At 54.2% G+C, this 20,909-nt stretch carries 22 protein-coding genes; 8 read left to right on the forward strand and 14 right to left on the reverse strand.

Translation table 11 applies throughout. The features are described 5' to 3' along the window. Positions 1-226: 226 nt before the first annotated feature. Positions 227-868, forward strand: coding sequence for a leucine-rich repeat domain-containing protein (locus tag HXY34_05825; protein NWF95640.1), 642 nt, complete (start codon positions 227-229; stop codon positions 866-868). An 85-nt stretch (positions 869-953) separates the two neighbouring features. Continuing rightward, positions 954-1,166: a hypothetical protein gene (locus tag HXY34_05830; protein NWF95641.1), complete on the forward strand. Its 213-nt coding sequence runs from the start codon at positions 954-956 to the stop codon at positions 1,164-1,166. 1 nt (position 1,167) lies between these two features. Here HXY34_05830 and HXY34_05835 read toward each other — a convergent pair whose 3' ends face one another. Then, the gene (locus tag HXY34_05835; GenBank protein NWF95642.1) at positions 1,168-1,413 is read right to left on the reverse strand and encodes a hypothetical protein; all 246 of its coding nucleotides are present in this window, start codon (positions 1,411-1,413) and stop codon (positions 1,168-1,170) included. A gap of 327 nt (positions 1,414-1,740) precedes the next feature. Next, the gene (locus HXY34_05840) at positions 1,741-2,130 is read right to left on the reverse strand and encodes a hypothetical protein (GenBank protein ID NWF95643.1); all 390 of its coding nucleotides are present in this window, start codon (positions 2,128-2,130) and stop codon (positions 1,741-1,743) included. 159 nt (positions 2,131-2,289) lie between these two features. On the opposite strand from HXY34_05840, the gene HXY34_05845 reads away from it, so the two are divergent. Further along, positions 2,290-5,298: a hypothetical protein gene (locus HXY34_05845; protein NWF95644.1), complete on the forward strand. Its 3,009-nt coding sequence runs from the start codon at positions 2,290-2,292 to the stop codon at positions 5,296-5,298. Between the two features lie 921 nt (positions 5,299-6,219). On the opposite strand, the gene HXY34_05850 is transcribed toward HXY34_05845, so the two are convergent. After that, a complete protein-coding gene (locus HXY34_05850; protein ID NWF95645.1) occupies positions 6,220-6,459 on the reverse strand; it encodes a type II toxin-antitoxin system HicA family toxin in 240 nt (79 codons plus the stop codon). Between the two features lie 50 nt (positions 6,460-6,509). Beyond that, a complete protein-coding gene (locus HXY34_05855; protein NWF95646.1) occupies positions 6,510-6,746 on the reverse strand; it encodes a type II toxin-antitoxin system HicB family antitoxin in 237 nt (78 codons plus the stop codon). 340 nt (positions 6,747-7,086) lie between these two features. On the opposite strand from HXY34_05855, the gene HXY34_05860 reads away from it, so the two are divergent. Beyond that, a complete protein-coding gene (locus HXY34_05860) occupies positions 7,087-7,323 on the forward strand; it encodes a hypothetical protein (protein NWF95647.1) in 237 nt (78 codons plus the stop codon). Positions 7,324-7,462: 139 nt separating this feature from the next. After that, a complete protein-coding gene (locus HXY34_05865) occupies positions 7,463-7,738 on the forward strand; it encodes a type II toxin-antitoxin system VapC family toxin (protein NWF95648.1) in 276 nt (91 codons plus the stop codon). 638 nt (positions 7,739-8,376) lie between these two features. Here the strand turns inward: HXY34_05865 and HXY34_05870 are convergent. The 3 genes from HXY34_05870 to HXY34_05880 form a co-directional block, all read right to left on the reverse strand. Further along, positions 8,377-8,952 carry an NYN domain-containing protein gene (locus HXY34_05870; protein ID NWF95649.1) on the reverse strand — a complete coding sequence of 192 codons (576 nt, stop codon included), beginning with the start codon at positions 8,950-8,952 and terminating at the stop codon, positions 8,377-8,379. Between the two features lie 1,073 nt (positions 8,953-10,025). Beyond that, positions 10,026-10,265, reverse strand: coding sequence for a DUF4258 domain-containing protein (locus tag HXY34_05875; protein NWF95650.1), 240 nt, complete (start codon positions 10,263-10,265; stop codon positions 10,026-10,028). Beyond that, entirely contained in the window at positions 10,262-10,486 is a 225-nt protein-coding gene (locus HXY34_05880; protein ID NWF95651.1) for a DUF2283 domain-containing protein, read from the reverse strand. The genes HXY34_05875 and HXY34_05880 overlap by 4 nt, the downstream gene beginning before the upstream one ends. A 273-nt stretch (positions 10,487-10,759) precedes the next feature. On the opposite strand from HXY34_05880, the gene HXY34_05885 reads away from it, so the two are divergent. Continuing rightward, the gene (locus HXY34_05885) at positions 10,760-11,101 is read left to right on the forward strand and encodes a hypothetical protein (GenBank protein NWF95652.1); all 342 of its coding nucleotides are present in this window, start codon (positions 10,760-10,762) and stop codon (positions 11,099-11,101) included. 205 nt (positions 11,102-11,306) lie between these two features. Here HXY34_05885 and HXY34_05890 read toward each other — a convergent pair whose 3' ends face one another. Both HXY34_05890 and HXY34_05895 read right to left on the reverse strand, forming a co-directional pair. Further along, positions 11,307-11,432 carry a DUF86 domain-containing protein gene (locus HXY34_05890; protein NWF95653.1) on the reverse strand — a complete coding sequence of 42 codons (126 nt, stop codon included), beginning with the start codon at positions 11,430-11,432 and terminating at the stop codon, positions 11,307-11,309. Positions 11,433-11,523: 91 nt separating this feature from the next. Continuing rightward, a complete protein-coding gene (locus HXY34_05895) occupies positions 11,524-11,871 on the reverse strand; it encodes a hypothetical protein (GenBank protein ID NWF95654.1) in 348 nt (115 codons plus the stop codon). 171 nt (positions 11,872-12,042) lie between these two features. Here HXY34_05895 and HXY34_05900 point away from each other — a divergent pair, with 171 nt between their 5' ends. After that, positions 12,043-12,852: a hypothetical protein gene (locus tag HXY34_05900; GenBank protein NWF95655.1), complete on the forward strand. Its 810-nt coding sequence runs from the start codon at positions 12,043-12,045 to the stop codon at positions 12,850-12,852. 77 nt (positions 12,853-12,929) lie between these two features. On the opposite strand, the gene HXY34_05905 is transcribed toward HXY34_05900, so the two are convergent. From HXY34_05905 to HXY34_05920, 4 genes are all read right to left on the reverse strand, one after another. Then, on the reverse strand, positions 12,930-13,358 hold the full coding sequence (locus HXY34_05905; GenBank protein ID NWF95656.1) for a type II toxin-antitoxin system VapC family toxin: 429 nt from the start codon (positions 13,356-13,358) through the stop codon (positions 12,930-12,932). Further along, positions 13,355-13,612, reverse strand: a complete 258-nt coding sequence (locus HXY34_05910; GenBank protein NWF95657.1) for a hypothetical protein — start codon at positions 13,610-13,612, stop codon at positions 13,355-13,357. Before HXY34_05910 ends, HXY34_05905 begins: the two co-directional genes overlap by 4 nt. A 269-nt stretch (positions 13,613-13,881) precedes the next feature. Beyond that, a complete protein-coding gene (locus HXY34_05915) occupies positions 13,882-16,887 on the reverse strand; it encodes a ribonucleoside reductase class II (protein NWF95658.1) in 3,006 nt (1,001 codons plus the stop codon). A 122-nt stretch (positions 16,888-17,009) separates the two neighbouring features. Beyond that, complete coding sequence (locus HXY34_05920; protein NWF95659.1) at positions 17,010-17,195, reverse strand: hypothetical protein; 186 nt, start codon at positions 17,193-17,195, stop codon at positions 17,010-17,012. 129 nt (positions 17,196-17,324) lie between these two features. On the opposite strand from HXY34_05920, the gene HXY34_05925 reads away from it, so the two are divergent. Continuing rightward, positions 17,325-19,601 (forward strand): N-6 DNA methylase, encoded by a 2,277-nt coding sequence (locus HXY34_05925; protein ID NWF95660.1) that lies wholly within the window; start codon positions 17,325-17,327, stop codon positions 19,599-19,601. Here the strand turns inward: HXY34_05925 and HXY34_05930 are convergent. Beyond that, positions 19,592-20,872 (reverse strand): Gfo/Idh/MocA family oxidoreductase, encoded by a 1,281-nt coding sequence (locus HXY34_05930; GenBank protein ID NWF95661.1) that lies wholly within the window; start codon positions 20,870-20,872, stop codon positions 19,592-19,594. The genes HXY34_05925 and HXY34_05930 overlap by 10 nt on opposite strands. Between the last annotated feature and the right edge of the window lie 37 nt (positions 20,873-20,909).

The following is a 20,909-nucleotide window of genomic DNA, read 5'->3' on the forward strand; positions in this document are numbered from 1 at the left end:
ACTTCGCTCAATGTTTCAGCCTCCAGACGTGTCCATCCCAGAGGACCACATGTGTCTCGGCTCGGGGATACATATCCTGTTCTCTCAGACCTGTGAGGCCCGAATAGTGCTGTGCTTGGAGGTCACGACCAGCCTCGGCTCTTGGACCACAATCTGGACCATAAGACACGATTTCGAAGTCATGAGAACGCTATGGTGTCATCTCAGGAAGAGCAGATGTGGTGAAATGGCATTTCTGACGCGAAGAGTGAGCCCCTCATATCCCGACATCGGGCTGGGGCCAGCCGTACCCTTTCTTCTGTGGTCGGAAGGGCACTGTGAGCTAGTGACACAAGGCAGTGGGGTTCTTAAGCAGGGGGTCTCATCAGGATGTGAGCAGTTACGGACTGTGCAGGTCATGCCAGAAGTGAAGGAGTTCAAGGGTGTCGCGCTGGTCAGGGAGGACCACGACCAGCTGCTGAGCATCCAGAGGGAGATACAGACGTGGGCAGACGTTGACGACGAGTTCGTGGCAGTGCGCAGTCCGTCGGGCTTCTACAAGAACTCTATGATGTTCATGGTGCAGGACCGGAGAGTCGTCGGTCTTCAGATGCGTGGTATGGGGCTGGAACGCCTACCTCTTTCTGTGTTCGGACTTCGACGACTTGAGACTCTGCTGGTCGACAACAATGGTCTTCGTGAGTTACCTCGAGAGGTTGCTGAACTACCGCGACTGACCCGTCTGGACATCACCATCAATCCGCTTGGCGCGTTCCCTGAGGTCCTACGACGCATCAAGACACTCCGTTCTCTGCGCGCGGTCGAACTGGGTCTGGTGGCATTGCCTGAGTGGATTGGGAATCTAGCGGGACTCGGAGTTAGACCTTGAAGGCAACGACCTCACAGCTCTACCCGAGTCCATCCGAGCACTGAAGCGACTCCAACGCCTCTCATTGAGGTGGAATGACCTGAAGGTGTTCCCTGAGTGCTTAGGTGCTCTCATTGAACTTGAGGAGCTGGACATATCCAAGAACCAGTTTGAACAACTCTCCGAATCGCTGCTCAGCCTGACGCATCTGAGAATTCTCGACATCAGCAGCAACCCGTTACCGTCGCTGCCTGACTGGATTCAAGTCCTCCAGAGTCGTGGGTGTCAGGTCACCACCTCCTTCTGGGAGCGAAGGTGAACTACCGGTCTGACCCGTCCTCTTCCTTCGTTTCGGTCCTCCTCTCGCTTGATGGCATAGACACTACTCGCACCTCAATCCCTTCAATCCCGTCGAAGATGTCCTCAAGTGGGCTGCCCTTCCTCAACATCCTGCTTCTCTCTACAAGACCTGGTATCGAGTGCCCAATGATAATCCTTACCGTGTGTCCGTCATCATCCGGCAGCACAGTGTTCTCTGAAACGAATCCAGTGTTCCTTGCACCCAAAGCACGAGTCCAGATCTCGACGGGGATGTCTGATTCACGCTCACCCCGGAACGGACCTCTGAGGAGAAACCCCCATCCTGCCCTGTGGCGTTGTCATCTCTCACACTTGCTTGTTTCTTGGCCTCAATCACATCGAACTGAGCCGTCTGAGTTGTTTCGAGGTTCGGTTTCTCAGACTGCGAGCCTGTATGCGCAGCTCTCTCGGCAGCTATACGACCTCCCCGCCTGCCCGCCTATTGACTCCCTATCGTACCTGCTCTGCGGGCTGTCACTTCCGTGGTGGCGCCGTTCCCTGCCCTCCCTCCTGCGCGCCACACGACATCCCACCTACCCTCTCAGGTACCGGACCGTGTTGGCAATCTCTCTGCGTATCACGTCCGACCTCAGGAGCCGCGATGGCACCCCGAACTCCTGTCCGGCCCTCACCATCAACAGCTGGGCAGTCTCGTCGTACGTCTTGCACCTTGGCGTGAAGTAGACGCAGTAGTGACCTATCACCGCTTCCAATAGGTCCGAGTCCGGGTCCTTTCGCACGGTTTCAAGAGCCCTCCTGTACTCTTCTGCGAACTCCTCGTTGTCGACCAGCTGGTCTATCTCTTCCTCAAGATCCGCCGTTGGAGGTGCTAGGTACACTGCCTCGGATTGGGAGTTCGGCGTAGGCGTACATCTGTCTGATGGGGCCGAAGATATGAAGCGATTCACGAAACTGCCTCTCAACAGAAGTCCCGCTCATTCCCCGAGGAGGAGGGTAGTTCTCAATTCTCCAGAACACTGCAACCGACTCGGTCATGTGGTTTCCCATCCATCACGACTCCGTGACTCTGTTCACATCCTCTTGACAGGATATGTCCCTTTGCAGGAGCTGCAGTGGCAGTCATGGAGGACGAAAGATTAGTAAAGCCTATGATGAATCGGAATAGTGAGGGATGTGACATGGCTCAGTCCGGAAGGGTCTTTCATGACAACGAGATGAATCCGTTACCTTTGGGGGACCTGATGATCGACTATCTCCACGGGAGCCTAGTAGAATGGGCCAACGTGGACTTCAAGCTCACGATTGACATCTCTCGGGACTCAGACTTCGCGAAAATCGCAGAGGACATCTTCGGAATGGCCAACTTCGGTGGAGGCTGGCTAATGTTCGGCTATGACGAGCCACGCAAGGGTAAGATCATCCCCCGAGGTCTTGATGACACCTTCAGCTTAGACCAAGCGTCCCTTCAGGAGAAGTTTCGATCGTATGCATCAGACGATGTTGACATCGAGGTGAGACAATTCCAACGAGAGGTCGATGATGACGGAAAGAAGGTACAGCGGCTCTTTCTCGCCATGTTTGTTCATCCGTCCAAGTCACTCTTGGTGCCCAAGAAGCAGGGGTTCTACATCGATGCCTCAGGCAGGAAGAAGATAGTCTTCGAAGCCGATGATATCATCACAAGGAGAGGCACACAGACAGTCAAAGCAAGTGAGAGAGAAAAGCAAGAGATTCGCACTCGTCTAGAAGGAGAAACCTACAGGCAGTCACTACTCCGCGGGACTGCAGATGCCGTTGATGAGATTCTCTATTCGAATCTGCTCAGAGTAATCCGACTTCCGAGTAGCGTCTACTCGGCCCGATTGAAGGGCAATGGTTTTCCGTTCTCATCGGCAGGACGCCGTCCCTTCTTCCTCAACGGCGGCCATGTCTACTCGTTCCATAACCTTGCAGCACCGCCCTTCTTCAACTACTTAGAAGATGTTTCGAAAGTCGCGTTCTCAGAGATGCTGTCGACCGACGATGGTGTTCACCTTGTGACTGCTCTGCTCAACATAGAGATGATGAGTGCAATGCGAACAAGACGGCTTCTGTTCGATGAGGACTCCCGCGTTTTCTACTTTCCACTCGATGAAGGGGGCGGCGATGCGAGAGTCGAGTCATGGGGCCTGCCAGGGATGGGACGACCACGCAAAGTGGTTCGGAAGCTGACATCACCAAGAGAGGGAGTCTACTGGAGACACTACTCGGTAGGTCTTCGATTCGAGCGAGTGGACAACACATTCTACCTTGGGATTAGTCCCGGAATCATCGTGAGCAGGAATGGCAAGACGCCTCTACACGGTCCGCAAGTAGGCCCTCTACTAATCAAGCATCTCCATAGGCAACACAACAAGAGCCACCTTCAAGATGTACGATTCTGGGCCTCACTTCTGCCTCGATTCCCAAGCGATTCGTCAAGAGTGACTATAGGTCCGTTCATTGAGCTCGGAGAAGACCCTGTCAGTACAAGGCTCAATGTTGGCATCTCCTTCGACAGACCAGTGAAGGAGATGCGAGAGGGCATACCCAATCTTGGCAAGGTCGCAGCATTCGCCTCTCCGCGCGCAATTCATATTGCAGAGCCCAGACTGGTGTTTGGCGGGTCCCGTGAAGAAGAAGACCCACGTCTTGGAATGAGGTACTTCGGTCCCTTCCATGCGCAAGGCGAAGAACCCCTCAGCCAAATGCGTATCGGGCTAGTAGCAACCGGACGGACAATCCCACTTGCTGGTCGAGTCCTGGACTTACTTGAGAGCGAACAGGAATCGGTAACAACCAATCGCTATCTGTTTCCCAGCTTCCCCGGATTGAAGCAAGACAACAGTCTAGCATGCAAGATTGTCCGCTCGGCAACATGGAACGCGGAGATTCCCCAAGTGCTAGTTGAGCGGATTGTGAACGAGGCGAAGGACGAAGAGGAGACAAAGACGTTCAGAGCAGACGCTCTGAACGAGAGGATTGCCAAGGCGGTAGGACTGTATGTGAAGGCGATTGAACGGATATCGATGGAAGACAATAGGCCCCAGCTCATACTCTGTGTTGTACCAGATGAGCTCTACGAGTACTGTGGAATATCTGAGAAGACGAGAAGAGCCAAGAGAAAACGCAGGACCAAGATGAAACAGGAACAGACGGCACCTGACGGACAGGAACAGACAACACTACTAGATCATGGCTACGAGGACACTAGCCCAAAGAGCTACGACCTAAGAGATGCTGTGAAGGGTCAAATCATGCGGTTTGGGATTCCAGTCCAGTTCCTAGTTGAAAAGAAGCTCCGGGCAGTACTAAACTACACGCCGAAGTCGGAGGTACAAGAACCAGCAACCTTCTGCTGGAACTTGGGGACTGGAATGTACTACAAGGCTGACGGGAAACCATGGCGTCTTGCAAAGCTCGACGAGGGCACATGTTACGTGGGCATTGCCTTCTTCAGGAGCAGGCTGGAGTACAGGCCGGGTCTGAACGTTTCAATGGCTCAGGTCTTCACTCACAGTGGTGATGGGCTGGTTCTCAGAGGAAAAGAAGTGTATGTGGACCAGAGGACAAGAGAAGCGCACATGTCCTCTAATAGCGCAGAGGAACTCCTCCGAGAGGCTATCTCGAAGTATACTGACAAGGTCGGTGCACCTCCTTCGAGGGTAGTAGTCCATAAGACATCGTCCTTCGAGAAGGAAGAACGGCAGGGTTTCCTTGCTGCGATAGGTGATGCGAAGGCGGACTTCGTGGCGATAAGGTATGAGAGAGGAATTCGTTTCATGCGTACTGGGAAGTATCCAGTGCTTCGTGGAACACTGATAACTCTCTCTGACAGAGACTTCCTGCTCTATACAACAGGCTACATTCCCCGTCTGAGAACCTATCCGGGACCAAGAGTCCCGACGCCGCTCAGGTTGACGATGGACTGCGACTCGAGTCCTGAGAAAGTCGCTGCCGAGGTCCTCAAACTCACCAAGATTAACTGGAACACAACAGCGTTTGCAGACAAGGAGCCCATTACCATCCGCTTCCCAAAGAGAGTGGGGAAGGTGCTCTCGGAGCTGCCTGACGGGGCAGAAATCAACAGCCATTACAGGTTCTACATGTAGATTTCGGACTACTGCGTGCTTGTTGGTGTCCTTCGACCCGGTACAGTGAGGTCGAGCAGAACACCAGCGCCTAGCTGTAGATTCTCCCTGTCGGTTCCATCCGATTCAATCAATGGGGTATACAACAGGTGCGGATGAAACCGTAGATTCGGAATCTGGAGATGACTGTTGGGAGGAGCTCGCCACCGAAGCAGGTGGCGTCCTGAAGTAGACATTCACAGCTGCATGCATCTTGTTGTGGACTTCGACAAAGACTGGACTACAGCCGTCCTCAAAGAGGTGCCACCGCGTTCGCCGTCGAACTTCGTCCAAGATGCCGTGTTGCCACCATGCACATTCCATCCAGTGAATCTCTATGATACCTCCCGGATACCTGTCGCATAGGAAGGTCTTGACTCCTCTGATGACTTTGGGGATGATTTGCTTCAGCTCTTCTCTTCGATTCCTCCGCGGATTACGTGTCGAATTGTTTGTTTCTCGTCTGTCGCATAAGTGCCCGCACAGATAGCAGCTCTTGGGACAGCTACGGTCACGAGGTACCCATGTGTCCTCAATGATGGATGGCTGCGGTCCAGCAAAGAGTCAGAGTCACCCAGCTATAATACGATATTGTATGTGGGTTGACGGACCTGATGATTACAATGTTGTGACCCACCAGTGGCGAAGGCGGTCGCTGACCATGTGTCCGACGGATGCTGTGGCTCAACGCATTCGGCTACGTGACGGTCGAGGCGGCACCATCCGAGAAGAGGCTGTTGGAGGCCGTGCTGAAGGTCCGATAGGTGCTCTCCCTGCCGACGCTCTGGCCTGAGTGCTGAGAGATGCACAGCCCAGATGGTCTGGAGAGGATGTCACAGAGGAGTTGTCGGTGTCATCGGTGACACCGTCCTAAGACAGGAGAAGTAGAATGATGGGCAGTCCCTAGAGTAACAAGCCCAAGAATTCCTCTTTCGAGAGTCCACTCTGTTTTATGATGGCAAGAAGTGTTCCTTTTGGAATCGGGTTTCTGTGAGGGATGATCACAAGGTGTGGTTTACCATTGCTATCATATCTGACAAGTGCAACATGACTGCCTTTCCCCCTTACAGGAGCATATTGAAAGCCCGCCTTGAGTAACTGGCGGATGAGTTTCGTACTATCAATCAGAGGTAGACGACTCATTATGTTTCACATCTTGACCGGATAGTCGTCTTATATGACCTTGGAAAAACTCACACATTGATCTCAATCGTCTGCGTTGATTTCTCCGACGCGAATAGTATCGATTCGTAATCTTCCATGATTCCGAGTTCACGTGCATTGACGAGCCAGAGCTCTATTGCTTCAGTGAGGTTGGAGAGTGCTTCGTCAAGGGTATCACCTGCAGATGATACATCAATCTCAGGACATTTGGAAACGTATGTTCCGTCTTCTTCCCACACAATAGCCGTGAATCTCACTTTCTTCATCCTGTTTCAGTAGCTCGTATTGCGAGTTAAACTCTTTCATCAATGAGATTGGGACGCTCACTCACCTGAGACGACGGAGAGAGGTACTCGCGGAGAGGACGAGCCGGCAGGCTTCGCAAGTCGCAGATGGCGTCCCTCCTGCCGAGTGCATTGTGGTTGAGCTGGTCGGGCAGGTCGCTGTGCTTGTCCTTGCCGCCATCGAGTCCTCTATCAGTTACATAATGTGATGTTATGTAGTGTTGGTACTTCACTCCTGTGATTCCACAGAGTCGGAGTGAACGAGCGTATGACTTTTAGTACGGTAATACGCCACTGAGATAACAGTCGGTGATGCATACTCGTGACGATAGTCAGCGTGAGGATTCCGGAGGAGCTCAAGAAGAGGATGGATGAGGCCCCATGGTTGAACTGGAGCGAGATACTCCGGCAGGCCATCATCGATGCGCTGGAGCGCGAAGAGGGGAAACGGTTGGCCGAGGCAGTGATGGTTGCGGAGCGACTGAGGAGAGATGCGCCAGAGGGGTGGGACTCAGTGGAGTTCATTCGGCGGGACAGGATGAGAGATGCACGCCGCTGAGCAGATTGTAGTTGATGCATCCGTAGTCGTCAAGTGGTTCCTCAGATAGCACGACTCTCAACTAGCACTGGTCCTTCACGACAGATATGTCAAAGGCGAGGTCTTGCTTCATGCGCCAAGCCTCCTCGAGTATGAGGTCATGAACGCACTACTGCACAGCAGGGCGTTTCCGCCCAATGATCTGGTGGATGCGGGTCAAGCTCTGCTCAAGTATGGGATTCAACTGCACAGGCTAGACGAACAGCTTATGCGTGCCACCATCAAGATTGCTGTCCAGTCCGGGACTACTGTGTACGATGCAGTGTACATTGCTCTTGCACAAGAACACAGGTGGAAGTTCATCACAGCGGACGAGAGAATGGCCTGCCGTGTTCGTACCAGCATCGAGGATGTCAGTGTTCTGCTTCTGTCGTAGCTGTGACCTCGGCTAAGAATGAGCAACCTCACAAGGATGCACCGTTGAGAGTTGCGTCTGCACATAGTATGAGGCAGTGGACACTGGGAACACCGTGAAAGATGCAGACATGAATCCGAAAAGGGGGACAAGTACTCGTTGTCTGCGGGTATGCAACAGCCGCCCATGAGTTGGGCAATCCTGGACATTACTGAGTGGAGATTATATGCCTCCATGCGGAGACGGAGAGCTTGAGGTCGGCCCGACACTTCATGAGACCTCAAGGAGTGACCCCAGTGCCGTTTCTGGGAGTGACAAGACTCCTGTGTCTAACTTTGTCCAACTGAAGATAAACGGTTAGAAATCGCATCCGGTCATCATCCTTGTCATGATTCGAGCGTTTCCGTGCAACTCACCAAGTACTCTCGTCCATAGTCATCGAGGCTGTTGCCTCCAATCAGAAATGAGTTGAACGAGAGTCGGCTTTCCAGAACCCGGCGGCCTTGTGATGGCCAAGAACTCACCTCTCCCATTCTTGACACAGGCACTGTCGAGCGGTCTCACAGTGCCCCGTCCCAGTTGGTACTCGACTACGTCAGTCAACTATCACTGCAGAGCGCTTGGAGTGGGCTGAATCTCCTGCTCATGGCAGTTTCACTCTACCTTCGCAGCTCTTCACAGAACTTGTCTGTTAGCTCGAACCGTTCATCTGCATGGAGAAGCAGCTCCTCATGCACTGTGACATTGAGATTCGCGGTCTTGCGTCTGCAATAGACCACTCTGACTGTTCCGCCTGCATCTTTCACCGCCTGCACCGCAGGAACGAAGTCACTGTCACCGGCAATCAGTATGAAATAACGTCCATCCTTCTTCAGTGCCAGCTGCACCATTTTGAGTGATAGGAGTACGTCTACAAGCTTCTGAACGAATACAGGTGTGCTGCTGTTCTGAAGCCAGATTGGTTGCGTTCTGCCCAGACATACTTCGGTTCTGTCTAGGAATCTTATGGCATCTAAAAATCTTTGTTTGGCGTCGTATCGCTGTATCTGCTCTCTAGTAGGTTGGGCAGGCTTCCATGGGAGAGCATCGAAGTAGTAGGTTCTCTTCCGGGTGAAATCAGGTTCACAGACCTTGTCGAACAGCTTTCCTAAATCGATGTCCCGGCCCAAAACCTCGTTTGTCTTTGCCATATAGCCGCCATCGACTATGACAAATGCCTCAGGCCTAGAATACAAAGAAGACCCTCCTCTATGATATAATACCCGGCACTCCACTTTTGAAGCCGGGGAGTTATCACAACCTAGGTCGACCGTGCGAACTAGGCAGTCCTAATGTTACTTCTCTTCGATTTAAGAGTTGCTCTTGCAGCGCGTCTGTTGCAGAAGTCATGTCCGGAGTTGCAGAAGGGGCATCGCGCTGCCTGATTTGTACAACCATGAAACACAGGGCCACCCCATGTACCAGTCTCAGTCCTGATGCGATGGTTAGAAGCCACTTGTGCAACAGAGTCTCTTGCAGCGCGTCTGTTGCCGTGACACCTTTCCCCTTCCTGTACTCCTCTACGATCAGCCACTTCAGGATTCCTTGCATAGAGAACCACTCTGAGCTTGTCCTTCGTTCTGAAAACCCTTGCAGGTTTCGTGTGGACGTACCCGTACACATACCCGTCAACAGCGTGGTCTACTTGGAAGTTCCACTCTTCGAGACCAAATCTGTTCACCATTGCTAGGTGTTTGGACTCTTGCGAACGCTTCCTGAAGGTTCTCGCCAAAAGCTGGTATTCCACACCAATCGGTATATTACATCTCTTCTTCCAGCCAAGTTGCAATCCCCCTGCTTGCCTCCAACCGTTCCTTTCGTGTCAGTCTTTCCAGTATGGCAAGGCGGGTCCGGCTGCCAGTTCAATGGAGATCTCAGTCTGGTCCGAGTATGCGAGACAAGAAGTGCAAGAACAGGGTTGTAGGTCGAAACAGCTATCACAGAGGTAGAGTGCGAGTCCAGAGTGTGACTCGTGCAGTACCGAGCTGTGGATACTACCAAATGCGAGTTGTCCTTCCTCTTCAGACTATCTTCCTAGTTCTCGTGCAGTCAGTCCATTTGTCTTCCGACATGTCCTACTCACAGCAGTCAGCTGCGCATACTCAAAGCACGAGGCTCTCTACCGAGAGTCTGAGATCATGCTCAACTACGTTCGGGTCTTATGTGCTGACAGAGATGTAGTGGCTTGCAACAGTGATTTTCGTAAGACATACTGCACACTATACTCTAGCGGCTGCAGTGCAGGTCCGAGTCATGCCATACGTCAAGTCTATTCGCCGTACTTACTCAGCTTTGACGTCCAGTAGGCTGTGATGACCAGCTTGTCACTACCAGCGACACGGAAGTGGACACGCAACACTCTCCCGCCGAACCGCCTCTGCGCAGTCATGTCGTTGTTCTGTTCGGGCGGAGTTGCAGTCGTGACATTCGCCAGTACGGTTTCTATCTCCCTTTCGGTAATCCCTCTCTGCCTCATCCTCTCCAAGGCATGCCTCGTGAAGACTATCAAATGGCAGCGACCTCGGCGACTATCTCCTCCTCGCGGAGTGTGATCAGGCGATTCAGGTCTATCTTGCGCTTGGAGTAAGAGAGGATCTCTATCCCGCAGACGCTTCCGTCGGCAGCGTAGTCGACTATCACGCCGTCCCGTAGCTCCAGACTCTCTACGACCTCGGCGCTCCTGAAGTGGAAGTACACCGCATCTGCAACAGGGTCATAGTCGATTCTCATGTGTCTGGCCTCGTACGTACTGCGTTTCGTTCTACACTGCGTCTCAAGCCACAGTTCATTGTCAGTTGGACAAGTCAGGGCACAGGAGTCTTGTCAATCCCATGAGACGTCACTGGGGAGGGTCACTCCTCGGCGTCAGTTGAAGTGTCGAGTTGACCTCAGGACTCCTGTGTCCACAAGGAGGTATATAAGTACCGTCCCGTACATATCCAGGACTGTCCAACTTGGGCAGCAGCTGCCTACCCTCACCAGTTTCCCAGTCACAGTGCTGTCATGTTGATTCTCCGCATACCCGGCGCACTGATCACTCCTCGAAGATGTGCCTCCCTTTCCAAGAGTGTGGACTTGCACGCAGGAGCGTATCGGCGCGAGTTGTGCATAGAGAGGTCAGTCCTGACGGAGGTCCGAAGTCGTGGTTCTGCTGAGCGCGAAGTATTCCCAGTGGTCCTCGTAGCCACTCCTGACTCGCAGTCCGTTCTCTATGTCGTGGCCGTGAGTGTCCGAGCATCTCCTGTGTTTCCGGCTGAGAGTCCTGTATCAGACCTAGTGTCACGCAACCCCGTGGGCGTTGTCCCCCTCGGTTCAGTGGTCGTCATGGCGACACTGAGGTCCTGAACGAGTTAACCATATCACGCAGTGTGAGGATCCAGAGTGTGACTCGTGCAACACCTGGAGCAGCATGGCCAGGTGTGGCGCGTCTTGGTCGTGTGCGCGTCTTCATCCTCTGCAGACCGACCTCTTGCTCGGTCATTAGTGTTCCATAAGCAGTATACTGGTTCAAGTCCTGCTTCAGGCTGGGGCGGTCTTCCACTACAGTCTGTCACACAATGGCGACATCAACGTCAGAGTACGCATGTTCTAGCCTGTTGCGCATCCCCGTCCTCTCTTTCACTGGCAGTCCCGGATGCGCCCTCAGGAACAGTTCAGGGAAACCGGCTGCGGACACAGGAGCGATGAGCCTCCTATCTCAGAGAGGAAAGCCCTTGCGGGGCTTGCGTGGACGTACGGGAGGTGCAAGGAGCTGACAGCACTTATCACTAGTTTACAGGGCTTATTCCCTGCATCAGCCTCTGCACGTACTCGTACAGGTCCTTCTCGGACTCTGCCCAAAGGGCAAGATCCACACCCAGGCTGTCACCAACGGTGCTCTCAATCACCCTGTTGACGGTCTCGTTGCTGACCTTGTGTCCATTGCCGTTGTTCTTCTTGCGGTCAAAGGAGAACATCAGGTACAGTTTGCCCTGGTTTGCGAGGTGCCCGACGTACTTGACCTTGAGATCGCTTATCTCGCGCTCACCTTGAAGGAAGTAGTGGCTCATCTGTGCAGCAATGTAGGGGTATGACATGTTCCCCTTCTTCTCATCGTACTCCAGTACAAACGACATTCTTCATCGTGGGGGCTCGCCGATGATGATGTGATAACTTCTGTTCATAGTCTTCATGTACCAGCATATGCGAGCATCATTGCAGTAGCTGACACATGCTTCAGATTGACACAGGCTATTAGAGTGTCCAAGGGCGCCCCCCTCAACGACGCAGTCTAAGGAGTGTCTGAAGTGGATTCACGTCACGTTGCCCTTGAGCGGCTACTCGCTGTGATGATTGTGGTCTTGTTTGCTGTCATGGGTTCCATGGCCCTCTCGACCGGCCTCTCTACAGATCTCGGGCAGATCGAGTTCATGACGCAGTTTGCTCTGGCAGTGCCATTCCTGACCGCTACTTCGATTGCCGTCGCCTCATACTTTGCCATGTTCTTCGCGCAGCAAAAACGACTGGGCGACCTCATTATGTCAGTGGTCAGTCTGGACCTGGGTGTGGACTCGTTTCTGCACATGCTTGCACACAGAGGCTCCCAGTATAGTCGGTTCTTCGAGCTCTCGGCCCACAAGAGCGACCTGCTGCTAATGACCGGATATCTGGCTGCTGTGGTCGGAACACTGTGCTACTCCATCCTGGAGAGCAAGGTTGCAACACGCAGACAACAGATACTCGTCATACTCCTGGGCGTTGTGGCCCTCCCCGTGACCTCCCTGATCATCCTGTTCCAGCCAATCCAAGCTCTCCTCCTCCTTTACGAGACTCAGTTTGCACTCCTCCGTACCGGCCTTCTTGTGTCAATAGCAGTTCTCACAGCAGTCTCTCTCGGTTACGGACTGCTGAAGTGGAAATCTCGCAAGCACACAGTCCCGACAGGCATTGAGGCGCTGTTAGTGTTCATGCTGGCTGCGTTGCTCATCAAGATGACACAGACATCAGACTTCCAAGTTGCTGAGCTGCTCACAGTTTCCCCGGTGCTCTTCGGTTTCATAGTGCTGGCGGTGTCACTTCTGGGAACCTCAATGATTGACCCGCTCTGGAGAAAGTGATTCTCATCTAGGCTCGGTCCCCTTCAGATTCGGACCGGGCCGTCTATCTACCGAGGATTGCAAGCAGGAACACTCCTTCATTCCGCTTGGGCTGTTCGAGTACGGACGTCAAGAGCATCTGAAGGAGTCACTCTTCTCAGGTCTGTACGGTCAAAGTGGGAATCGTAGCTGACAATCTGTAGGTGTTGCTTCTTGGCGAGGAGGTACTGATATGAGTCATCGAAGTCCATTGTGAAGCGGGCTGAGATATCGGCGACTTCTGAGAGGTCATCCGGGCGCAGTCCGTGGACTCCTAGTGCTGCCCGTACTACCACGTCTTGAACGAACTCCTTCAGCAGTCCGGGCCTCTCATGCCTGAGGAGGATGATTCCTATCGAGTGAAGTGTGAAGTCGCTCAGGACGAGTCGCTCAGGCTCCGTTTCCTTCAGGAATCGTCTTGCTGCAGTAGCGTCCGCCTGTTCGAGCAGGACCTCAAGGAACACATTCGTATCAACGAGATATCTCAGCTTCTCCACTGCGAAGCCAGCCTCTCCAGCTCAAGTGATGTGTACTTCTCTCTGAGATTCCTGAGCCCTCCCGCCCACGTCAGGCTGAGGTGCCGTTTCGCGGGAGTGCCCTCTCTGTCCATCAGTGATTCAAGTATCTCAACTGCCCTTCTCTGCATGTCCGGGGACATCTGTCTTATCCGCCTGATCAGAATCTCCTCTGGGTCCGACTCGTCCTCGACCGGGGGCTCCTGGTCATGTGAGAAATGCGTCATGACAACATTCTCACTCCCACGAAGGCTGTTAAACTCTTCTGCAGTCACTCTCGGAACTGAGAACTTGCGCTTCAGTCGACAAAGCTACCTGTACACGTCAACAGCCGCCGCTACGTTCCCGGCCATTTGTTATGAGCCACGCCTGCAGACTGGACAGGTTCATGGCGCTCACCGTTCGTCATAGGACGCTTCGTGATGTCGAGTCCGTGAGTTGACTCGCTGTGCTGCAGAGTAGACTTGGCCTCGATTGTGCCCTGTTTCCGGCCTCATCAGACATTGCAGGTCGGACATCCAAGGTAGAGTACCTGAACTCCCTCAAGGCAGCCGTCCCTGAAGACCGTGATGCCCTTCAGCCTGAGTTCATCGGCGAGAAGGAATATCGCTCTCACATCGTCGGGTGTGGCATCCCTTGGCAGATTCACAGTCTTGCTCACAGCATTGTCCGTGTGTCTCTGGAAAGCTGCCTGCATCCGCAGGTGCCACACAGGGTCTATCTCGTGGGCGGTGCGGAATATGCGTTTGACATCGTCTGGTACAGCATCGATGTGTTGTACGGAACCTGTCCGTGCCACCTCTCTCTCAACATCGTCGGTCCAGAAGCCTCTCTCCTCAGCGATTCTCCTGAAGAGCTCGTTGGTCTCATTCAGCTGGATTCCCTCAGTGAGTATCCTTGAGTGTGCTACGGCAAACAGAGGCTCTATCCCGCTGCTGGTCTGCGCAATCAGACTTATGCTGCCCGTGGGAGCAATGGTCGTGGTGGTTGCATTGCGTTTCCACTTCACCGGGGTCTTCAGACGATCGATGCCGGCGAAGTTGCCCCTGACCTTCGCGAGTTCTTGCGAGGCCTTGTCCGCCCTGTCCCGGATGAATGCCATCACCTCTTCCGCCACTCTGATTCCCTCGTCGGAGTCATAGGGGATACCAAGCTGAATGAGCATCTCCGCAAAGCCCATGACTCCGAGACCGACCTTCCTCGTGGCCTTTGTTGCTATCTCTATGTCCTCGACGGGGTATCTGTTCAGGTCTATTATGTTGTCAAGGAATCTGATGGCTAGGTTCACGACTTCTTCGAGCCTCTTCCAGTTGACTTTTCCATCCTGTACCATCTTTGCGAGGTTGATACTGCCAAGTACACAGGACTCGTAGGGAAGCAACGGCTGCTCTCCGCAGTTGTGAACGACGATTCCACCCGCAATGAACCCACCCGCGGGCGTGCCAACAACATCGAACACATCCTGCTCTTGTAACGGTACAAGCGACTCGAAGTGTGCAAGGAATGTCTCTGTGCTGGGCTGTCCGGGCGGAAGCAGTGCCATGCAGTCCTTGAGGGCTTCCTGCTTAAAGTCCAGTAGAAAGCCAATCTGCTCGTGGAATCGGACCATGTTGTCGCCTGATATGACCAGCTCAGTATCCTCCTCGCTCTGGCAAAGCCTGAGCCCGCCCCTGCCATCCGGGGTCAGGCGAAGTCCTCTCTCGCGGTCAAGATGACGAATGCTCGATACGACTCCGAAGTTGAGCAGCATGAGTTGCACAGCCTGTAGCAGCCCCACCTCCTTCCCGCTGAGTCTTATGCACGGTCCTGTGCCGGTGTCCCTCTGGACGGAACCGCCCGCCGTGAACAGGCCCTGGAGGAAGCCTCTCTGGCAGTCCTCTGATGATGACAGGAGTCTCTCTGACACCGATGTGCGCGTGACTCCCCAGTCCCTTGCCAGCTCCAGTGTGCCTCGCGATATGACCTCGCAGTGATTCCTGGCCTCGACCAGTGATGGACTGGAACCGGTCAGCTGCGCGACAGTCTGTTCATAGTGTCTGACGAGCTCAGTCCTGTCCTTTCCATAGAATGCCAGTGTGGCATGCTCTTCATCATCAAGAACCCATCCGTCTCGCACGTACCATCCGAGTACCTGCCCCGTTGCCATGTCTCCGTCCACCCCAAACCCTCCCTTAACGCTCTGAAGACAGACTGTGTTACCCTGCTGGAGTCCGCCTGCCATCCTCCAGCCAGTCGGAGTCAGGACTCGATGGTCCCGCGTGACCTTGACCTGGTACCCCTCGGTTGTCCTCAGGAGATATACGAGCTTTCTCGCTGTCCGCATGGCGTTGGGCACGTTCTGAATGCCTATCAGTCCCCTCTCGGTGCTGACTATGGTGTCACCAGCAACGCAGGGGTTGGTCGCCTCTATCTGCGTACCAACCAGCGGGTGCTCTCGGTTTATCGTGTCTATGAACACGATTCCCGGGTCTCCCGTGCTCCATGCATTGTGGACTATGGCATCGAAGATGGTCCTTGCCCGGACTCGCTTCTGCACCTCTCCGGTGTTTGGCGAAATCAACTCTATCTCGCCGTCCTCACGAAGCGCCTCCATGAACCTGTCAGTCACTGCCACAGAGATGTTGAAGTTCCGGAATGCCTGCTTGTCGGCCTTGCATGATATGAACTCCATGATGTCGGGATGGTCGCACCTGAGTATTGCCATGTTTGCTCCGCGTCGTTTTCCGCCCTGCTTGATCACATCGGTGGCAGTGTCGTATACGCGCATGAATGAGACCGGCCCACTTGCCACGCCGCCAGTCGTCCCCACCCTTGAGCCAGCGGGTCGAAGCCGCGAGAAACTGAAGCCTGTGCCGCCTCCGGACTTCTGAACCTTCGCCATGTGCTTCAGGCTTGTGAATATGGCGTCTATGTCGTCATCTATGGGCAGGACGAAGCACGCACTGCACTGGCCTATCTCGGTGCCTGCGTTGAAGAGAGTTGGACTGTTGGGCAGAAACTCCATGCTGACCATGATGGAGTAGTAGAGGTCTGCATACGTTCGCACGTCCACCTCGGGGTCGTACATGCGCTCCACGCCAGCTATGGCCCCTGCCACTCTTCGAAACAGCTGTGAAGGAGTCTCGATGATCTCCCCACTCTCGTTCTTGAGGAGATATCGTTTCAGCACGGTTGCTGCGTTGGCACCAATCTTCAGGTCATCGACGACGCCGACCTGACGTAGCAGTCGTCTGGCATTGGCCCGCTTCTCCCTGTACCTGATGTACCGCTTCGCAATGTCTGTGAAGCCGTCATGAATGAGGACATCTTCCACGATGTCCTGTATCTCCTCAATGTGAATTGGGTCCTTGCCGCTCTCTCTTATTCTTCGGACCACATCATCAGTCAGTCTTCTGACGGGCGCGGGCGACTCCTTTGCAGACTCAAAGGCCCTGAGGATTGCGTTCTCTATCTTCCTGTCGTCGAACTCCACTACTCTTCCGTCTCGCTTCGTGACCTTCAATCTGCTCTCTCCTCAGTTGTGTTCCTCAGCATGTCGAATGCTCAAGGTGGTGTCTCTTCATGCAATGGTCTTGTCATGTTCCGTTATAAGTCCGCCAGAGTGAAGTGCCTGTCCATGAGTCATCAGTCCGACCACTCTCCAAGCGAGATCAGCATGACTATTCCCACTAGGAAGTTCACGCCGACGAAGAGTAGTCCTACCCGTACCATGTCATACTCCGGTCCCGCAAACGGTGGGCTATAGCCAACGAGTATTGCAACGAAGATGACCGCTAGGATGAAAAGGACAAGCTTGGCACCTCTTGCCATCGCTGAACATCGCCGTAGTACATCAGGCAAAGATGAAGATTAAGTCTTCCACCTGTTGGAAGGGAGACCAACAAGAGACCCACTCGCAGTCTACACAGCTCTCTCAGAGCACAATACGGCGGTCTCACTGTGAAACACGTCAAGCCCGACCAGATGATGCAGTTCTACAGTGAACTCGCTCGATTGAAGGACATGGTGATGCAAGACCTGCTGCACCGTGATGACCGCGACATCCTGTCTCAGCTGGTCATCAACAGAGTCGTGCTGGCATACTTCTCGGCAGCAGAGGGCCTTCTTGGAGACGAGCACCCTGTGAACGCTCTTGCCGACGAGCATAGCCCGCTGTCCCGAATAGACTCCGTTGCAGGTCTGCAGAGTGCTGCATCAACGGTTGAGGTGTCTCGTCGCACACTTCGCGCACTGGCTGAGTCTCTGGACACCTACAGCTGGACGCTGGACGAGAACACGAGCAACCCATCGGCGGTGAGTCCCAGTCTGATTGGTCGTGATCTTGAACGACTGGTCAATAGGACTCATCAGAGGGCGACTGGGTCTTTCTACACTCCCACTTGGATTGCTTCCTATATTGTGCGGTCTGCGATGGATGCTCGTCTGGCCGGAACACTCGACGACTTGGGACACCCACACACGGACCGTTCCTGCACAGACCTGAACATGAGCTCCAAGCTGGAACTAGCCGAGGCAGAGGCGTTGATGGGAGTATTGGCACGTCTCCGAGTCTGTGACATGGCATGCGGTGCTGGGGTCTTTCTTGTGATGGCGGCACGGTATCTTCTCGGTCTTCATCGGGTATGCGCAGAAGCAATGTCCTCTACAGATAGTCCGACTGCACAGGCGAACCCCGGTCATGCGAGGGGACATGAAGCAGTACACCGCGTTCTGTCTTCTCTCTATGGTTGTGACATACGGCCCGACGCATTGGACACCGCTCGGCTCCGACTCCAGCTGGAATACCTGCGGGAGACCCCGAGAGTCGACTCCAAGCTTGAAGACTGCCTGTTGTTTCGCCTGAATTTGGCCTGCGGTGACTCGCTGCTGGGGGACACCGAGGAGGACGAGTCTCCAAGGGAGTCCAAGTCCATAAGATCAGCTCACGCCTCTCCAGGACTCTTCTCATGCAGCGATGAGGAGCAGGGGTTCGACCTCATTGTCGGCAATCCGCCTTACTACCGCCTCTCAAGAGCATCGCCAGACTACATCTCCAGACTACAGCGCCAGTACTCCCATATTCGTCTGGAGTCCAACGTCTACGTCCCGTTCATTGAGCGTGGATATCATCTGCTGCGTGAAGGCGGCGTCCTGAGCTACTTGGTACACAAGAATCTCCTGACCCTCAACTCGTTCTCTTCGTTGCGGAGATGGCTCCTCCATGAGTGCCGCATTGAACGACTGGTCGACCTTGGGGGCGGCGTGTTTCCGGGAGTGACGGCTGAGACCGCAGTCTTTGCACTGGTCAAGCGTCGTCCACACCCTGAGTCGACGGTCCTGCTCTGTTCGCGAGCTGGCGGGTCTGAACGAATAGTACCACATGGCAGTGTGGCTCAGCATCTCTTTGCTGATGAGGTTGCTAACTGGGAGTACCGCTGGCCGGTCTACCTTGACAAGACTGCACTCCTACGGCTGCAGCGAATCCGGTCGAGGTCCCGACCTCTCTCGTCCTACTTGAAGGTGTCAAGGGGGATTGAGACCGGTGACAACTCTCGCCTTGTGTCATGTACACCCGGAGCCAGTGAGACGTGGCGGTCCGTCATCCGTGGAAAGGACATCGCGCGCTACAGAGTCATGGAGAGAGCATTCATCAACTACTGTAGGACTGAACTCAGTGGTCCTCGTAATGCGGACATGTATGCTTGGGAGAAGCTTGTCACTCAGCAGAACAGCAAGTATCCTGTTGTGGCCTATGACAGGGGCGGGCACTTCGTACTGAACTCAGCCACCTTCATGGTATGCCGTGACGACGTGGTAGTAGATCTGAGGACTCTGCTTCTGATTCTGAACTCCCGGTTGCTGCAGTGGGTCTTCAGAACCATGATGACAAATCGCTCTGAGGTCACCGTCAACATCCTGCCGAACAACCTCGGTCTGCTGCCCATCCGACTACCTGAAAGGACCGACTGCTGGCGCGTCCTTGCGGACTATATGACTCTCCTTGCCGGCATGACCGACAACGCAGAGGACCGAGCACTCTTTGAGGCTCTCGACCGCAAGGTTGTGGACCCTCTGGTGGAGGAGCTGTACCTGCGCGATGATCACCAACTGGAGTTTCTCATTGCCTCTCACATCGTTCCGATTGAAGGCATGAGCGAGTCGGCGGCCAGAGCAGTCGTGCGTGAGACGGTGCCCTCACTGCTCTCAGTCATTGAGCAAGCGCCGCCTCATTCATGAGAGATGTCAATCTCGACAACACATCGCTCACGTCTACTCCGTTCTGCGGCGAACGTTACAAGGTGAGTCTCAAGCGTCTCTAGAGGACCAGAGAGGATTAGTGCTGAGTCGTTGAGTGCCACGGCTCGCACAAAGGTGTCAATCAGGTGATAGTCGCCTCCCCCGTGTCCTCCAAGAGGTGGTGAATCAGTGTCATCCGTCCGAAAGACAACTGTGGTGTCAGTGAGAAAGTCATGCACACGGACTTCCGAACCATCTCCTTGTATCTCACCTCTGGTACCAAAGACTCGGTCTTCTCTTGCTCTGGCCCTTGTGAAGGCAGTCATGGTGAATGATGCAGTCTGTCCTCCCTCAAACTCCATGTTCACTACCTGATGGTCGACCACATCGTTGTCACAGCCATACACGCAGCGGCCGTACGGTCCCTCTCTGAGGGCCTTGGCCACACTCTCTTCACTCACTTCATCAGTGATCACGCTCAGCGGCCAGCCATGTGTTCCTCCTCTGAGGAAGACCATGTAGATCTTCTTCGCAGAATAGGGGCACTTCGACTCGTAGTCGCAGTCCAGGCATCTGTCACTTGCTTCGGGAGGTTTCTTCTCAGGACGGAAGTGAGACCGCCCTCCGAACGATGAGACCGCCGCACACCTCTTCCCGACGATGTACCTCATCCAGTCGATGTCATGGCAGGACTTTGCCAATAGCATAAACGAAGACTGGTCTTCCCTTCTCCAGTTACCTCTGACGAAAGAGTGTGCCTGGTGCCAGTAGCCTACAGGTTCGAGCCGTTGCAGACTGACGACCTCCCCAATCATCCCGGAGTCAACGATGCTCTTCAAGACGCGCGTGTACGTGGTATACCTGAGCACATGGCACACCGCGAAGATGATGTGGTTCGAGAGAGCGGCGCGGACGATTCTCTTGCATTCCTCCTCTGTGGGCGCCATTGGCTTCTCCAGTAGGATATGATAGCCTCTCTCGGCAAGGGCTACTGCAGGACCGGTGTGCATTGCATCCTGTGTCGAAATGATGACCGCGTCTGCAAGCCTCTCTCTCTCCGCCAACGCCTGCCAGTCGTCAAACGCCGCATGTTCCGGAATCCCATGTTCTCTGACCATCTTCTCCCTGCGATGAGGGTTGGGCTCCGCAACAGCGACCACCTTCGCTCTGTCGGGATGGAGCAGAGCGTACTTGGCATACGTTGAGCCTCTGTCTCCGGCCCCAACCACTGCCATTGTGACGGGTCTCAGACTTCCGCCTCCTGTGTGCATATACGACGCTTCATGGACAGTTCACATCTGCATTAAG

This window comes from Candidatus Thorarchaeota archaeon (genome assembly GCA_013388835.1).
Taxonomy (GTDB): Archaea; Asgardarchaeota; Thorarchaeia; order Thorarchaeales; family Thorarchaeaceae; genus JACAEL01.

What these genes read in the sequence shown, in the direction of transcription:
- HXY34_05855 (NWF95646.1), bottom strand. Translation starts at nt 6,746, where the DNA reads ATGAAGAAAGTGAGATTCACGGCTATTGTGTGGGAAGAAGACGGAACA.
- HXY34_05825 (NWF95640.1), top strand. Translation starts at nt 227, where the DNA reads ATGGCATTTCTGACGCGAAGAGTGAGCCCCTCATATCCCGACATCGGG.
- HXY34_05880 (NWF95651.1), bottom strand. Translation starts at nt 10,486, where the DNA reads ATGAGAATCGACTATGACCCTGTTGCAGATGCGGTGTACTTCCACTTC.
- HXY34_05845 (NWF95644.1), top strand. Translation starts at nt 2,290, where the DNA reads ATGGAGGACGAAAGATTAGTAAAGCCTATGATGAATCGGAATAGTGAG.
- HXY34_05850 (NWF95645.1), bottom strand. Translation starts at nt 6,459, where the DNA reads ATGAGTCGTCTACCTCTGATTGATAGTACGAAACTCATCCGCCAGTTA.
- HXY34_05930 (NWF95661.1), bottom strand. Translation starts at nt 20,872, where the DNA reads ATGCACACAGGAGGCGGAAGTCTGAGACCCGTCACAATGGCAGTGGTT.
- HXY34_05920 (NWF95659.1), bottom strand. Translation starts at nt 17,195, where the DNA reads ATGGCAAGAGGTGCCAAGCTTGTCCTTTTCATCCTAGCGGTCATCTTC.
- HXY34_05895 (NWF95654.1), bottom strand. Translation starts at nt 11,871, where the DNA reads ATGTCGTTTGTACTGGAGTACGATGAGAAGAAGGGGAACATGTCATAC.
- HXY34_05865 (NWF95648.1), top strand. Translation starts at nt 7,463, where the DNA reads ATGAACGCACTACTGCACAGCAGGGCGTTTCCGCCCAATGATCTGGTG.
- HXY34_05885 (NWF95652.1), top strand. Translation starts at nt 10,760, where the DNA reads ATGTTGATTCTCCGCATACCCGGCGCACTGATCACTCCTCGAAGATGT.
- HXY34_05910 (NWF95657.1), bottom strand. Translation starts at nt 13,612, where the DNA reads ATGACGCATTTCTCACATGACCAGGAGCCCCCGGTCGAGGACGAGTCG.